This is a genomic window from Paenibacillus sp. FSL R5-0912 (genome assembly GCF_000758605.1).
GTDB lineage: Bacteria > Bacillota > Bacilli > Paenibacillales > Paenibacillaceae > Paenibacillus_AQ.
Window position 1 is genome coordinate 368700 of record NZ_CP009282.1, and the last position, 16103, is coordinate 384802.

At 51.7% G+C, this 16103-nt stretch carries 10 protein-coding genes; 9 read left to right on the forward strand and 1 reads right to left on the reverse strand.

From position 1 onward, the window contains the following. Positions 1-41 precede the first annotated feature (41 nt). From R50912_RS01625 to R50912_RS01635, 3 genes are read left to right on the forward strand one after another with little or no spacing between them, the layout of a single operon-like run. Positions 42-917, forward strand: coding sequence for an ABC transporter permease subunit (locus R50912_RS01625; RefSeq protein WP_042231861.1), 876 nt, complete (start codon positions 42-44; stop codon positions 915-917). A 2-nt stretch (positions 918-919) separates the two neighbouring features. After that, entirely contained in the window at positions 920-1792 is an 873-nt protein-coding gene (locus R50912_RS01630) for a carbohydrate ABC transporter permease (protein ID WP_231637758.1), read from the forward strand. Positions 1793-1807: 15 nt separating this feature from the next. Next, a complete protein-coding gene (locus R50912_RS01635) occupies positions 1808-3100 on the forward strand; it encodes a CehA/McbA family metallohydrolase (protein ID WP_042231863.1) in 1293 nt (430 codons plus the stop codon). Between the two features lie 494 nt (positions 3101-3594). Here the strand turns inward: R50912_RS01635 and R50912_RS01645 are convergent, their stop codons facing one another. Further along, positions 3595-4005: a hypothetical protein gene (locus tag R50912_RS01645; RefSeq protein ID WP_231637759.1), complete on the reverse strand. Its 411-nt coding sequence runs from the start codon at positions 4003-4005 to the stop codon at positions 3595-3597. A gap of 246 nt (positions 4006-4251) precedes the next feature. Here R50912_RS01645 and R50912_RS01650 point away from each other — a divergent pair, with 246 nt between their 5' ends. From R50912_RS01650 to R50912_RS01675, 6 genes are all read left to right on the forward strand, one after another. Beyond that, positions 4252-10101 (forward strand): S-layer homology domain-containing protein, encoded by a 5850-nt coding sequence (locus R50912_RS01650; protein WP_052415911.1) that lies wholly within the window; start codon positions 4252-4254, stop codon positions 10099-10101. Between the two features lie 256 nt (positions 10102-10357). After that, positions 10358-11053 carry a response regulator transcription factor gene (locus R50912_RS01655; protein WP_042231867.1) on the forward strand — a complete coding sequence of 232 codons (696 nt, stop codon included), beginning with the start codon at positions 10358-10360 and terminating at the stop codon, positions 11051-11053. Beyond that, a complete protein-coding gene (locus R50912_RS01660; RefSeq protein WP_042231870.1) occupies positions 11050-12516 on the forward strand; it encodes a sensor histidine kinase in 1467 nt (488 codons plus the stop codon). The genes R50912_RS01655 and R50912_RS01660 overlap by 4 nt, the downstream gene beginning before the upstream one ends. Before the next feature lie 95 nt (positions 12517-12611). Beyond that, complete coding sequence (locus R50912_RS01665) at positions 12612-13733, forward strand: TolB family protein (RefSeq protein WP_042231873.1); 1122 nt, start codon at positions 12612-12614, stop codon at positions 13731-13733. A 222-nt stretch (positions 13734-13955) separates the two neighbouring features. After that, the gene (locus R50912_RS01670; protein WP_042231874.1) at positions 13956-14498 is read left to right on the forward strand and encodes a MarR family winged helix-turn-helix transcriptional regulator; all 543 of its coding nucleotides are present in this window, start codon (positions 13956-13958) and stop codon (positions 14496-14498) included. 101 nt (positions 14499-14599) lie between these two features. Beyond that, complete coding sequence (locus tag R50912_RS01675) at positions 14600-16054, forward strand: aryl-sulfate sulfotransferase (RefSeq protein ID WP_042231877.1); 1455 nt, start codon at positions 14600-14602, stop codon at positions 16052-16054. Positions 16055-16103 lie beyond the last annotated feature (49 nt).

The window sequence follows — 16103 nt, forward strand, 5'->3', positions numbered from 1 at the left end:
CGCGGGCCATAGGACTTCATGAGGCAGGAGGCGGAACAGCCATGAGATTGATCAAGAAAAACTCGATATTCTACGTCATGATGCTTCCGGTGATCGTTTACTTTGCAGTATTCTCGTATTACCCGCTAGCGAAAGGCCTGCAGACCAGTTTACAGGACTACAAGCTTATGGGCGAACGTCCTTACATCGGACTGGATAATTATAATCAGGTGATTCACGATCCGACCTTTTGGGATGCACTATGGAATACGGTATATATAGGCGGCGGGATTCTCATTACCGGTTTCATCGCTCCGCTGCTAATTGCCCTTTCTTTGAACGAAGTCATGAAGAGCTGGTTCAAGAGAACTGCGCAGCTGGTGCTGTACGTTCCGCATTTGTTATCCTGGGTGGTCATCGGCGGGATTTTTATTTTCCTTCTGTCCCCCGACAGCGGACTCGTGAATTTGCTGCTGGTCCAAATATTTGGTATCCAGCCGATTAATTTTATGGCGGATGAAGCCTGGGCAAGAATTATAATGATTGGTTCGGCCGTGTGGAAGGATATGGGCTACAATTGCATTTTGTTTCTGGCCGGCATTGCAGGGATTAGCCCTACTCTATACGAAGCCGCCCGGATGGACGGGGCAACAAGGTGGCAGCAGGTGCGCTATGTGACGCTGCCGCAGTTAATGAACACGATGAAGGTAATCCTGCTGCTGAATACACTGGGGATATTCCGGATATTTGACCAGATCTTCGTGATGCGGAATCCGGCAATTGCAAGCAAGGTCGATGTGCTCATGATGTATACGTTCCAGAAAGGAATTATGGAGATCCGTATAGGCCCGGCGGCGGCGGCCAGCTTCTTCGTCGTTTTATTTACACTGGTGCTAGCTTCTGTGGTTAGAAAAATGACACGTTTTGATGAGGTGTAATCATGAATATCGAACGCATGGAGAGAAGGGGATGGGGGAACAGGACGTTTGATGCTCTGAACGCGATTTTCCTGATCCTGCTGATGTTAACGATGATTATCCCTTTTGCCAATGTAGTCGCACTCGCCTTCTCTTCCGGGATGGCTTCCATGAAGCCTGAGATCATTCTGTTTCCCAAAGAATTCAGTATAGAAGGCTTCGGTACAGTGTGGAACAGTCTGGATCTAAGGCGTCCGTTCATGAACAGCGTAATTGTCACGGTCACCGGTACGCTTCTGCATGTGCTGCTGTCCAGCATGGCGGGGTTTGTACTTATCCAGCCGCAATTGCCCGGCAAGAAATTCATGGTTTCATTTATTCTGCTGACGATGATGATTCCGCAGGACGCAATTATGATTCCGCTCTATCTGGTGAATCAGGACCTGCATCTTATAAATACGCTAAGCTCCCTGGTCCTATCCGGTATGATCTCCGGCTTTTCAATTTTGCTGATGCGCAATTTTTTCCTGAGTGTTCCCTATGAGATGTGTGAATCTGCGCAGATTGACGGCTTAGGGATGCTGCGTATTTTCACAACAATCTATATGCGACTGGCAATCACCGGGGTCGCTACGGTCACCTTGTTTGAATTTGTGAGCCGGTGGAACATGCTGAGTGCTCCGGTTCTGTTTATTAACGACAGCCACAAGATTACCCTTCAGGTCGCCCTCAAGTCGATGATCACAGATGCGAGTGCCACATCCGGTAATCTGCTGATTACCACCAATGTCCGGATGGCCGGAATCCTCATTTCGATTATGCCGCTGTTGGCCGTATACCCCTTCATCCAAAGATATTTCATGAAAGGCCTCATGTTAGGCGCGAACAAAGAATAGAAAGGGTGAAATCACTTGCAGATCATCTCAGAGCTTTCCTTGAACAGAAGGATTGTAAAAGAAGAGGAGCAAACGTATATTGAAATCCCCTTTGCAGCCGGGGCGGCTGTGGAAAAGATTGAAGTGAACTATACGTACGAACGTCAGAATGGGGCGGCTGTCATTGATATTGGACTCCGTTCACCGGAACGGATAGTAGGCTGGAGCGGCGGAGCCAGAGAATCCTTCTTCACCGGACTCGGCAAAGCGACCCCCGGCTACCTGGCCGGTCCGATAGCTGCTGGAGAATGGAAGGTCCTTCTGGGTGCCTACCGTGTGCCCGAGGGCGGGTGTGAGGTCAGAATGGATGTGAAGCTCTTTCATGAGCATTCCCGCTGGATGAAGGGCGACTTGCATATGCATAGCGTTCACAGTGATGGTTCTTACACTACCCGGGAGGCCATTCAGTCTTGCAGGGACAAAGGGCTGGAGTTCATGGCCTTCACCGATCACAATAATGCTTCGCAGAATTTGGCCACACTGGCAGCCGATGAGCAAATTGTGCTTATTCCCGGGGTGGAATTAACCAGCTACAAAGGACATTGCAACCTGCTCGGGCATCCTGACGCACTGGACGACTTCCGTATCCTGACTCCGGAGCAGGCCAGAGGGGTATTACAGCGGGCGGCGGACAAGGGGGCATTCATTTCTTTAAATCACCCGTTCTGCTCGAACTGTCCGTGGGAATTAGGCTTTGACTTGCCCTACGATGCTATCGAGGTATGGAATGGACCCTGGCGTCCGATTAACGAGACTGCCGTGCGCTGGTGGCAGGAGCAACTGGCTTCCAGCCGGAAGATTATTGCTGTAGGGGGAAGTGACACGCATAGAATTGAGCCGTATGTCGCGCATGGAACGCCTACGACTTATGTCCGCTCGGAAGCAGAATCGAAGGAGGCGATTCTTCGTGGAATCAGGGCCGGGCGTGTAGTCCTGTCCTCCGGGACAAACGAGACTTTCATTGAGCTATCCATCGGGGAGGCAGGCGTTGGTGACACGGTAATCGTGGACAGTCAGCAGCAGGAATATGAATTGGTTATACAAGTGTCGGGTGCGGCAGGAGACCTCGTACAGCTATGGTCTGACCGCGGCGTAGAGCAGGAATGGAACGTGGAGAGCGGTGGAGATTATACATTTCCTGTGTTAACGGACCGCTTGTTCTACCGTGCAGAAGCAAGCCGTTACCGGGCGGAGGCGAATATGACGGTCACTACTTGCCTGACAAATCCCGTCTACCTTCGTAAGCTGCGGGAAGAGAAGATCGTTTGAGTGTCCGGGGCATCGCGGACACCCGTGTGAACGTCCGCACGAGGCTACCCATACCCGCTAAGACGTTATTGTCGGTGAACGGGTTAAATGGATTAGGCCTGAATCTGTCCACCTGCTCTTCGCACATTACTGCTCTTCGGAATTATGGATGCAGTTAGCAGGCCGGTTTTTGATACGCCTTTTAATACGCTGACTTACAATTATGTCAGCCAATTCAATCAAGGCGGCAGAATTAGCACAGAGCTTGTGGTATGGCGGGAATGCGCGCTCAGTGTGGGGCGGATATCCAGTGTCGGAATCCTGGTTATGCTGTACAAATGGACGGACCTCTGCTTGATACAATCATCCGTCTAATAATGAAAAGCCTCGGGACCGGAAGGTTCCGTGCAATATTTACCATCATTTATCGCAGAAACGGTACCGCCCTGAGGGCGGTACCGTTTCTGTTATGCTAAGTATTAGAGTACAGTTCCCGTCTGCCAGGTGATTCTTACTCAACCGAACGAAGTCAGCACACTCTGCGTCACGATCTCTCTTAGTTCAGCTTTCTGAGCGGTGTATTGCTGCCGGGTAATGCTACCGCTCGCCAATCTTGCTTCAAGCTGCTGCGTCAGCTGTTTGACTTGCAGATTGATGACGTTATTAATGTTACCGCCATTCTCTTCAGCGATGGTGCGCAGGGATTTGCCGTCGTACAAGGCGTCGTACAGCTCTTCGTCGGAGGATTGGCTCAGATTCAGGGCATCCAGCAGTTCATCGGTCTCGGCCACATCCGATGTGGACCATTTGGCAACGGGGATGGTATGTAACGCAGGCTTGCCCCAGGCTGTTCCTCCAAACGACATGGCTACGATCATCGTTCCAACAATCATTACCCGCTTAATATTCATATGTTTTATGTTCATGTCTAATATCCTCTTTTCATATTCAATGTCTGTCATTAGCTCAGAGATTCAAGAGCAGCTAGGTTCTGCTGTAAACCCATTATAAACAACTAACCTAATGGTAACCTTAACGAAACTTTAAAATTACCTAAAGATTACAATGTACTGACAGAGTGATTACAAACCCCCCGTATACTTTATGGATGGTTACCAGCTTGCATGTTTATGCAAGGAATTCATAACACACATACGGGGAGTGTTCACAAGTTGAGAATTACAGCAAAAGGTAAACGCCTGTTCTCCAGTTTGATGGCAGGCAGTCTTATGCTTGGCATCATGGTTCCTGGAAGCTACGCCCAGGAAATTCCGTCAGAGATACAGCGGACGTCATCAGAGATTGCAACACTAACAGACGGAGAGACCCTGCCTGAGGCGCAGTCTGGCAACGAATCAGTTACGTCTGCTGTATATGCCACACCATCACAGCCGGGGGCGCTGCTCATTACTGAGCTGGTTCCGGATACCAAGAATGTAGGCAGTGCGGATGGTTATGAATATGTAGAGGTCTACAACAATACGGATACATCGGTTAATTTCAATGACTACTATTTCTATTACAACGGCGCGAACACCTGGACTACCGGTGGTGATACCGTCATCCCGGCATTCGGGAATATTGTATTCTGGATTATGAACGGCACTAATCAGGCAGCAACTGCCAATGATTTCATAGCCAACTTCTCGCCTGAAGCGTCTTTACAGGAGGGGGTTAACCTATTCCGGATCAATGGAGGCGGAGGTATGGCGAATGGCTCACCTCGCAACCTGCAGATCAAGAGCAAAGCCGGGGATGCCCTAATTATCTCTGCCTCTTATGCCAAGGAGCAGGTCAAGGAGAACAACGGGATTGTTTACCAGTATCCGGTAACCGGAGGCACAGAAATGGTTCTGATGTCAGAGGCAGGCATAATCCCTGCCACACCCGGGACAGTAACGGCTGGTCAGATCCCGGAGCATGATCCCGGAGAGATGACCCCGGTAATCAGTCATACCCCTAAGAGCAGTACAGATCCAGCAGATCTGGTGATTAATGCAACAATCACCCATCTGCAGAATGCGGATGTAGAGGTTGCACCGGCCGTGGAGCTGCTGTACCGTACGACTTCGCAGCTGCGGGAGACCGTCATTACCATGACATCTGCAGGGGGAGAGGCCTATTCCGCGGTTATTCCAGCAGCTGCCCTGGAAGAGCCGGAGCTAATCTACAGCATTCGTGTGAAGAATGTAACCGAGAGCTATTCGGTGCATGTAAACCAGCCGGATTTCAATTCTGCATTGGTGCCGCCGCTGCTCGTCACAGAGCTGCTCCCCAACTCCTCGAATGCAGCGGGCACCACCTCAGATGCTTTCGAGTTTATTGAGGTTTATAACAATACGGACAAGCCGGTCGATTTCAAAAACTACAAGCTGTTTTACCGGTATCCCGATAAAGGCAATGCTGCGGATGTGAAGTGGCCGTCTACGCAGGAGAGCTTGAACATTCCTGCCCAGCAGTCGGTTGTATTCTGGGTGATTAACAGCGCAAATGCGGCCTATAAGGCAAGTGATTTCAATACAGCATTTAATACGGATCTGGTAGAAGGCACGAATCTGTTCTTGATCAAAAGCGACGGGATGTCTAACTCCGGCCGCCGGGGAATCGTAATTAAGAGCAATACGGAGAAGGAAATTTCAGCTGCTTATTATGATGCCGATACTCTATATAACGGCGGAACCAAAGGGGACGAGACAAAGGAGAGTAAGTCGCTTCAGTACAAATACCCTGTGAACGGTACAGGTAAAATGCTTAAGATCAGTTCCGGAGAAGCTGTTCCGTCACCTGGCAGTGCAGATCTAGCCCAAGTTCCCGTAACCCCTGTTCATGTGGAACTGGATACCGAAGCTCCGGAAGTGAATGATCTTACAGATATTTCTGAGATTGATCAGTCGGGAAGCCTGGATTTGAAGGCTTTTGCCGATGACAACAAAGGAGTTACGTCCGTAGAGGTGAGAGTAGCTTCGGACAAGCAGCCTGACTTCGTCAGCCACAATCTGGCCCAGGATTATAACGACAACCTGTATCACTTCAAATTATCTTCAGCCGAACTTATCGGCAGAACGGAGATTCAATATTACTTTGTCGTTTCAGACGGAAGTCAGGAAACAGAATCACCGTTGGCCAAGGTGAAAATAACGGGCGGACCGGACCGGTCCCCGCTGCGTTTGAATGTGAAGGATAACGCACTGCTGCATGGCAGCGTTACGGTCAAGGGAACCGCGGCGAGCGCCGAAGCAGATGAACTGGTGCTAAGCATTGACGGCAAAGAGACAGATGACACTCAGGTCTATCCTGCCCTTGAGAACGATGCTTATTTTGTCTTCGATGCCAAGAATGTCGATTATTATTTCAAGAACGGAATTACCATGGGGCCTGAGGAATTGGGAGACAAGAGTATTCTATATACATTTATGGATCCCATCACCTCCTATACCACGCTGTCCTTCCCGATATCTGCCGCTGCACTTAAGGCGGGGACGGATAACGTAATTTATATCAGGGCAGGCTCGAAGTCATCTCCATTTGATCCCCGTCCGGAAGAGAATAAGGATGATTTCGAGATAAAGAATGTCCGTCTTCTGTTGGCGGACGGAACAGAAGTATGGGATCCAGCTTACAGTGCGCGGGATAAAGAGATTAAGATGGGTGACTCTACAGGCAAAAATCCGTCGATTGGCTTCCGCTTCGAGCTGCAGTCGGAGCAACTGCGCTCCAAAGCGTATGACTGGAATACGGCGCAGGCAACTGACGGATCACATACGCTGATTCTTGCACATGGCCAGGAGCAGGTGAAATCCAAGGTCATTGTGGACAATACGCCGCCAACTATTCAATCCAATATGGAAGAGGGCCAGACTTACCGGGGCAGCATTGAGCTGAAGGCCGATGTTACTGATGAATATGCCGGTGTGGATCAGGTCAGTGTGAAACTGGATGATACGGAGATTGAGCTTCCCTATGCGACATCCTCAGGCATGCTGGCGGGAGGAGTGCACAATCTGTCCATTACTGCCACCGATAAGGCGGGGAACAAGGCCGAGAAGCTGATTACCTTCAAGGTACCTGAGGAGAATCCGTATGCTCCGCAGGTAATTGCTCCAATCAACGGGGCTAAGGGCGTAGGTACCAGCCCGAAGCTCACGGTGAAAGTGGAAGACCCGACCGGAGACAAGCTGGATGTCGCTTTCTATCAAGGATTTAAATATGATGGCAGTCATCCGGAGCAAGGGTTCACCGGATTTAAGAATGCCTCTGATACCGAACCGCCCAAACAGCCGGTTCCTGCCGGTGAGCAGGCGCTAAGCGGTGAGGAGTATAGAAGAATTAGTGCTGCGGACGGGGATTATCTCGTCAATGATGCGGTGGAGCAGTTCCCGTATCAACGGTATGAAATTAAGCTGGATGAATCGGTCAAAGCAACAGACCGTGTGGATGTAGAGTGGAAAGGCAACTCTCTTCCGGGCCGGAAGGTAAGTCTGTATGCCTGGAGCCCATCCGGACAGAACTGGGTGCTGCTGGACCACCAGATTGCGGGAACCACGGACTTTGAACTGAAGTCGACAGTGAGCGCCGGGGTTTACAGGGACGGGGACAAAGTCGCTGTTATGGTGCAGGATGAGATTGCCGCAGCGGCTGCATCCACGGTTACACAGGACACCTATGACTTTTCCTTTGTATGGATGTCAGATACCCAATATTATTCACAGAGCTATCCGTACATTTATCAGAAGAATGTGCAGTGGATTGCCGACAACAAGGACAGCCTTAACCTGAAATATGTCATTCATACCGGTGATGTGGTGGATAAATCCTATCAGGAATATGAGTGGGAAGAGGCTGACAAGGACATGCGGGTGCTGGAGGACGCGGGTATTCCTTACGGGGTGCTTGCCGGCAACCATGATGTGGGTCACCAGAACGGCGATTATACGAAATTCTGGGAGTATTTTGGTGAATGGAGATTTAAGAACCTGCCGACTTACGGAGGCTCCTACGATAATAACCGCGGACATTATGATCTCGTCTCAGCGGGCGGCAATGATTTCATCATTGTCTATATGGGCTGGGGTTTGGCTGAACAGGAAATTGAATGGATGAATGAAGTGGTTGCCCGATATCCGGAGCGTAAGGCGATACTATGCCTGCATGAATATATGCTGGTATCCAACAACCGTGCACCGATTGCCGACACTATTTTCGAGAAAGTCGTAAAACCGAACAAGAATGTCATCGCGGCATTGTCAGGTCATTATCACGATGCGGAGCTTAAGGTGGACCCGCTGGATGATAATGGAGACGGTGTGGCTGACCGCAATGTCTATCAGATGCTGGCGGATTATCAAGGGGCTGAACAAGGGGGACTAGGGTACATCCGTCTGCTTCAGTTCGATATTTCGAATAATCAGCTTCATGTGAAGACCTATTCTCCTTTTCTGGATGATTACAACTTCTATGATGAAGTTGAATTCCCGGGTAAGGACGAGTTCTCACTCCCGCTGGATCTTCAGCCGGTGACCAAACGTGTGGCAACAGATTATATTGGTGTGAAGGTGTACAGTGACCAGAAGATTGCCGTGAAGCAAGTAGTGGCAAGCGGCAACGAGGTAACGGTACCCTGGAACAACCTGAATCAGGATAGCTATTATCAGTGGTATTCGAAGGTGGAGGATGGAAATACAGGCAGCGTGCTATCGGATATCTGGGGATTCTACACCGGAAAAGAAGGGGTGGCGCCAACACCAACACCAACACCGGCTCCTGAAGGGACTGATCCGTGGCCAGTCGGAACAACCGGACCTGCTGCTACGCCGGCTCCATCGGTTACGCCGAGCCCTGCAGCTGTGCCCGGAGCGGACAAAGGCAGCATTAAGCTGGTTATGGGCCAGGACGGCAATTACAGCGCATCCCTTAAAGATTTTGAGACCCTGATCCGGGAAACCATTGACGGAACGATTCGGATCGCGTTAACCGAATCCGGCGTTAGCCAGGGGATAATTCAACTGGCGCTCGATGCGAAGGGTGTAGAGCAGGCAGTTCAGAACAAGAAGGCGCTGAAGATTGTCTCTTCCGGGTTCGAGCTAGCCATTCCGGCAGAATCGCTGCCGGATATTCCGGAAGGCAGTGATAAAGTGCTGCTAAGCATTCATACAGTGCTGACGCCGCAGCTTCAGCAGACCATTGAGGAGAACCGCAAAGGAACGGCGGGCTTAGGCGCTCCGCAGGCCGGGGTTACGCTTGAACTCAAAACGGTGTCCGGTGGTAAAGAAACAGCCGTTCATCAGTTCAAGAACAGTGTAACAGTAACCTTAATGCTGACTGCCGGCGAGTTTGGCGGGATCGATAAGGATTATGCCGGAGTTTACTACCTGGATGGAAGCAGCCTGAAGTATATGGGCGGTATCTTCAAGAACAATACTGTCAGCTTTACAACAGATCACTTCTCTTCTTATGCAATAATGGAATACCACAAGGTATTCAGCGATGTGAGCGGAAGCTGGTCGGAGCAGTACATTAATAAGCTGGCCGCGAAGCATATTATTACAGGAATCGATGAGAACCATTACGCCCCGACATGGAATGTCACACGGGCAGACTTCGCCGTACTGGCGGTGCGTGCGATGAACCTGAACAACACGGCGGGTGCACCAGCGGTAGGTTCCTTCGCTGATGTGCCGCAAGGAGCATATTATGCATCGTCTGTGGAGAAGGCCGCTGAGCTTGGATTTATGGAGGGCAGCGAAGGACGTTTCCGTCCGGATGACACGATTACCCGCGAAGAAGCGGCCGTGGTGCTTAGCAGACTGATGAAATCCGGTGCTAGTGCACAGTCACCGGCATCTGCTGCTGGGAATGCAGTATTTGCCGATACGGGCAGCATCTCCCTGTGGGCGAAGGAAGCGGTAAGTGAACTGCAGGCCAAGGGTCTGATCAGCGGCAAAGGCAATAATCAGTTTGACCCGCGCGGTGAAGTGACCCGTGCAGAAACCGCGAAGCTGCTGTATGGATTACTGAACCTCTAATCATTATCTGCCAGAGTGAGACCGCCCGGATTAGCCCGGAGGTCACCGCAACTATGGAAGCAGCGATTGTCCAATAACGGATAATCGCTGCTTTATTTTTTGGAGTAAGCGGCAGCTTGATCCACCAGACGGGAGCCGATAGGTTCTGGTGCCCCTCATTTGCAAAAAAAAACAGGATTGCTTAAAGTGAAGACGGACGCATCCACATGCGGGAAAGCTTAAGAAATGAAATCCATAGCAAGCAGGTGAACTTTCCATGAATAAAAAAATACTGGTCGTCGATGATGAACCGGCCATTGTGAGTGCAATTGCCTACGCGCTGCGGCGTGAAGGCTATGAAGTCGATACCGCCGGTGACGGGGAGGAAGCGCTTGGCAAGACGAATACCTTCCACCCGAATGTGCTGGTGCTGGATGTAATGATGCCGAAGCTGAGCGGTTATGACGTGTGCCGGAAGCTTGAGAACCGTGATGACATCGGAATTATTCTGCTGACCGTCAAGAATGATATTGTCGATAAAATTGTAGGTTTGGAGCTCGGTGCAGACGATTATATGACCAAGCCGTTCGAGATCCGCGAGCTGCTGGCCCGGGTCAAGGCGCTGCTGCGCAGGCTGGAGAAGAATACGGCCGAGATCCGAAGCGAGCTGATCGAATACGGCACGCTGCGGGTACATCCGGACCGGCGTAGCGCCGAGCTTGGGGAAGAACAGCTTGAGCTGACCCCGAAGGAGTTCGACCTGCTGTTCCTCCTGCTCTCCCACCCGCAGCGGGTGTATATGCGCGAGGAGCTGCTGGAGCAGGTGTGGGATATGGACTACGCGGGCGGCACGCGCACGGTGGACATTCATATTCAGCGCTTGCGCAAAAAGCTGGGCGAGCCTTACCAGAACATTCTGCAGACAGTCTATGGTGTTGGCTATAAAGCGGTACCTGCGGGGAACTACGTATGAGAATCAGCATTAAGCTGAAATTCAGCCTGTTCCTGGCCCTGCTGCTTATTCTTGCCATCAGTGTGCTGAGTTATTTCGTGCTGCGCGGCGTGGAGCGGAACCAGCAGGGACAGACGGAGAGCTATCTGGCACAGCATGTCAAAACCGTCAATCTGCGTGTGAAGCAGACCTTTTATATCGGTGTGCGCCTTGAACCGCAGGAATTCATGCAGCAGCGGGGCAAGGCGCTGGCCGCTGAACTGGCCGGGTTCACTGGCCTTGAAGTTACCCTGTATGACAGCCAGGGCCAGCAGGTAGGAACCTCGGCGCAAGGTGAGCCGGGGCCGGGCAGGCCGGATGTCCGCGCGGCGCTGGACTATGCGCTGAATAATAAAGTCGCCTATCAGAGTGAGGGCGACAAGCTGCTGTATCTCGCCCCGCTGCAGGGTCCGGAGGAACAGATGGGCGTGGTGCAACTGGAGTATTCACTGAAGGGTGCCCGGAGCTTCCAGCAGACGCTGCTGAATCTGTTCCTGACCACAGGCGGTGCGGTGCTGGTATTCAGCTTCCTGGCCGGATATCTGTACTTCAACCGTGCTGCGGCAGCGATCGGACGGCTGAAGAAGTCAGCGGAGGATATCCGCCGCGCCGATTATATTACGGCTCCGCCGCTGAAGCGCAAGGATGAGCTTGGGGAGCTGGCCGAGGGCATCTACTTCATGAGCCGGGAGATCGAGAGCAGTATTGCCGCGAAGGATGAGGAGCGCCGCAAGCTGCAGCTCGCAGTGGAGAAGCTTCAGGCGCTGGAGCAGCAGCAGAAGCAGTATATCGGGAATATCAGTCATGAATTCAAGACACCTTTGACCTCGATCAAAGCTTATGTTGATCTGCTGAATATGTATGACGATGACCCTAAGCTGCTGCATGATGCGAAGATCAACATTGCTAAGGAAACGCAGCGGCTGTACGAGATGGTGGAGAAGGTGCTGCAACTGACCGCGCTGGAGAAATATGATTTCGAATCCCAAGCAGAGGTGCTGGAGGTCGAGAGCACACTACGGGATATTTGCGGACGGATGAAGGGCAAGGTGGAGCGATATGGACTTACGGTCATGCTAGACGTTAAGCCGGCACATATTTGGATCGATAAAGAGAGCTTCATGCATATCTTCATTAACCTGCTCGATAATGCGATCAAATACAATGTCCCGCAGGGAAGCGTTCACTTGTATAACGAGGTCAGGGACGGGCGGGTATGGATTACGGTCCGCGATTCGGGAATCGGCATTCCGGAAGATTCGCGTGATAAGATCTTCGAGCCATTTTATACGGTCAACCGTGACCGTTCCAGAGCATCGGGAGGCACGGGACTTGGACTTTCCCTGGTGCGTAATCTGGTGGAGAAGCAGAACGGGACCATTACGCTGCTGGAGGGTACAGGCGAGGGTGCAGTGTTCCAGCTGTCTTTTCCCTTAGTGTCCTGAAGGACATATGTTTACATCTTGGAAACATTCTGTGAGTGGTTTGGAAATAAGCATCCGGTATGCTGAGAGCAACCAATAGCTGGAGGGAAGCCTATATGAATGATGGGAAGAATATCAGAGCGCGCAAGGCGTGGAAGGTTCTCCTATACGGTGCTGTTCTGCTGTCCGTCACTGCCTGCAGCGCAGAGAGTACAAAAACACGTCAGGTGGTTGAGGAATCCGGACAAAAAATCACGGTCATGGATAATACCAGCGAATCGGTCTACACCCAGCTGAAGCTGGAAGGAATCGATAAGGTCGAGGGTGTGCGGGGCACGGAAATGGTCAGCGAGGATGTCATTGTAGTGACTAAGGAGAACCGTGAGCTACCTCCGCAGGTGATAGAAGGCCAGGAACTTTATCCGAAGAATCTCTATCTGCACACATTGTCCACAGGGGAGGACACTCCGCTGCAGGAGGGGGAGCAAACTTACGGCTCGCTGAGTCTGTCGCCGGATAAGAAGCGGTTGTTTTATATGGAGGTATATGATATTACCGGTCTCGGCTATATTATGGATCTCGCTACGGGTGCTTCGGTGAAGGTGGGCGAGGCTGAGTTCCGGAGCGGGGAAGCGACATGGTCTGACAATGAGCATGTGATTTTTCCGGACATGGAAGGCAATATCATGAATACTGATGTAAATGGAAAGCAGGAGACTATTCTGAAGACCGGAATTCCTTATGTTCATGAGGTGATCCAGACCGGCAGCCGGATTCTGTATGTCTCAGGTGAAGACAGCCAGCTTAGCGCCTATGATACCGGCACGAAGCAAACTAAGATGCTGCAAAAAAATGTGGAATGGGTCATTCCCTCCCCGGACGGGAGCAGGCTGGCAATAGTAGAGCGGATAGGGCCCGGGGAGAGGGTGCTGCTCCTCTGTGACAGCGAAGGCAACGAGCAGTCCCGGCTTGCTGCCGGACAGCAGATCTTCGGCACCAGCTGGTCGCCGGACGGCAGCAAGCTGGCCTACGCGATTACAACAGCAGGTGCCACCGATGATCAAGAAGACCTGTTCATTACCGAAGCAGAGACGGGAGAGCAGACACCTATGCTGAATGACATCCACCTGTCTGACCAGCTGCGCTGGAGTCCCTCGGGCAAGAAGCTGCTGGCAGCAACCGCGGTGCTGAAGGATGATGCCTATCAGTTGATCACCTATGTGATCAGGTTGTCGTAGTAATCTTAAGTATATTCATACTTGACAGGTGGGTTTAAGGGGGTATATGATTACAGCAACAGTTTACTACTCATTAAATGAACGGTGAAATAATAACCGTGAAGATCATATCGAGCTGATTGGACTACCAAAGGCTCCCGCAAATATTCCCTTATGGGTATATTCCGGGGGTCTTTTTTAGATTCTGGTGGGTCTATGGATGTGTAGCAGAGGAGAGATAGCATGGATGATACACAGTGGGAGCGGCTGGAGGAGGCAGACTACCTGTTCCGTAAAATGGTACGCAGATTCGTCAAGGAACGAGACCGGGTAAGCGTGGAGGGGATTGCCTTGCCGGGCATGCTGATTCTGCAAAAGATTATCGCTGGCGGTGAGCAGCGGCTCGGCGATCTGGCGGAGCAGCTCGATTTCACTTCGGGCGCCATAACCGCGCTGAGCGACAAGCTGGAGGCTGGCGGATATACGTTGCGCAGGCGCAAGGAGGATGACCGCAGAACAGTGCTGCTTGATATTACAGCCAAGGGCCGGGAGATGGTGGAGCGCAACGGCAGCATCGGTGCCCGATGTATTACGCTTCTGTTCGAGGGCTTTACGGATAAGGAGCTTGAGCAGCAGAGCCGCTTCTATGAACGGATCATCGGCAATCTGGAAGGATTCTCGGATACCCTGTTGAAGCTGGCGCAGCACAATGCTGAAATCCCCGTTCCCAAAGACCCTGGACAGAAGCCGCGCACAGGCGCGAACAAGAAATATCTCAGCTATTGAAATGAAGTCAATGCTACAAAACTTAAGTGTGTGCTTCCGAAGTGAGTTTTGCGAAGGAAGTCAACGAAGTCAATGCTACAAAACTTTAAGGAGAGATGATCATGGGACATTCAACAATTTATCCGACAGGGGCGACGGTATACAAGCCCGCTAAGGCATGGAGCGGCTATACCGTATTTCAGGCAGGCGACGAAGGTGTCGTGCTGATCGATATGAGCGGCAAGGAAGTACATTTGTGGCAAGGGCTGATCGGGTTCCCTGCCAAAATTCTTCCCGGCGGCTACGTACTGGGCAGCACGGGCAGAAGAGATCCCAAATTCGGCATTCAGGATAATGTGGATCTGGTTCAGGTCGATTGGGACGGCAATGTGGTCTGGAGATATAACGGCTACGAGCATATCGAGGACCCGGGTTATGAGCCGCTGTGGTACGCCCGCCAGCATCACGATTATCAGCGGGAGGGTAATCCGGTCGGATACTATGCTCCCGGGCTTAATCCTTCAGCTAACAGCGGAACAACGTTAATTTTAGCCCATAAGAACCTGCATAACGCTGAGATTTCTGACAAACAGCTGCTGGATGACACGATTATTGAAGTGGACTGGGAGGGTAATGTGATCTGGGAGTGGGCGGCCAGTGACCATTTCGCTGAGCTGGGATTTGATCAGGCGGCGCGCAATGTTCTATTCAGAGATCCCAACACCCGCTCCTTCGGAGACCTGGGCGGCGGCGTAGGCGATTGGCTGCATATCAACTCCGCTTCTTACGTAGGGCCGAACAAATTCTATGATAACGGAGACGAGCGTTTCCACCCGGACAACATTATCTGGGATGCCCGCGAGGCGAATATTATCGCCATCACTGACAAGAGCAGCGGAGCCATCGTCTGGCGGCTGGGGCCGGATTATTCGCTGCCTGATGTGAAGCATATTGGCTGGATTATTGGCCAGCATCACGCCCACATCATACCGAAGGGTCTGCCGGGCGAAGGCAATCTGCTCGTATTCGATAACGGCGGCTGGGGCGGATACGGTCTGCCGAATCCCTCTTCGCCTTTTGGACAGAAGAATGCGCTGCGTGACCATTCCCGGGTGCTGGAGATCAATCCGGTAACACTGGATATCGAGTGGCAATATACCTCGGCGGAGGCCGGCTTCTCCGTTCCGACCGATTCCTATAAATTCTACAGTCCGTATATCAGCTCGGCGCAGCGGCTCCCGAACGGCAACACGCTGATTACCGAGGGTTCAAATGGACGTTTGTTCGAGGTGACCGCTAAGCATGAGCTGGTCTGGGAGTATATCTCCCCGTACACTGACCGCAGGAATACGAATATGGTCTACCGTTCCTACCGTGTACCCTATGCCTGGGTGCCGCAACTGGCGAAGCCGCAGGAGAATGCCATCGGGCCAATCGATGTATCCAGCTTCAGAGTGCCTGGAGCCGCGCCGAAGGGATCGGATTCAGTAGTAAGTGTAGCAACAACGCTTCCGTTTACAGAGGGGGCCGCTTGTGTGGCTACTGCGGAAGAGAGCAGCGTTCGGAGAACCAGTTAGATGATGGCTAGATAGCTATAGAAATTCATAGACGAAGAGGTGCGTAATT

Coding starts and splice junctions, on each gene's coding strand:
- R50912_RS01625 (WP_042231861.1), top strand. CDS start 42: ATGAGATTGATCAAGAAAAACTCGATATTCTACGTCATGATGCTTCCG.
- R50912_RS01630 (WP_231637758.1), top strand. CDS start 920: ATGAATATCGAACGCATGGAGAGAAGGGGATGGGGGAACAGGACGTTT.
- R50912_RS01645 (WP_231637759.1), bottom strand. CDS start 4,005: ATGAACATAAAACATATGAATATTAAGCGGGTAATGATTGTTGGAACG.
- R50912_RS01655 (WP_042231867.1), top strand. CDS start 10,358: ATGAATAAAAAAATACTGGTCGTCGATGATGAACCGGCCATTGTGAGT.
- R50912_RS01660 (WP_042231870.1), top strand. CDS start 11,050: ATGAGAATCAGCATTAAGCTGAAATTCAGCCTGTTCCTGGCCCTGCTG.
- R50912_RS01665 (WP_042231873.1), top strand. CDS start 12,612: ATGAATGATGGGAAGAATATCAGAGCGCGCAAGGCGTGGAAGGTTCTC.
- R50912_RS01670 (WP_042231874.1), top strand. CDS start 13,956: ATGGATGATACACAGTGGGAGCGGCTGGAGGAGGCAGACTACCTGTTC.
- R50912_RS01675 (WP_042231877.1), top strand. CDS start 14,600: ATGGGACATTCAACAATTTATCCGACAGGGGCGACGGTATACAAGCCC.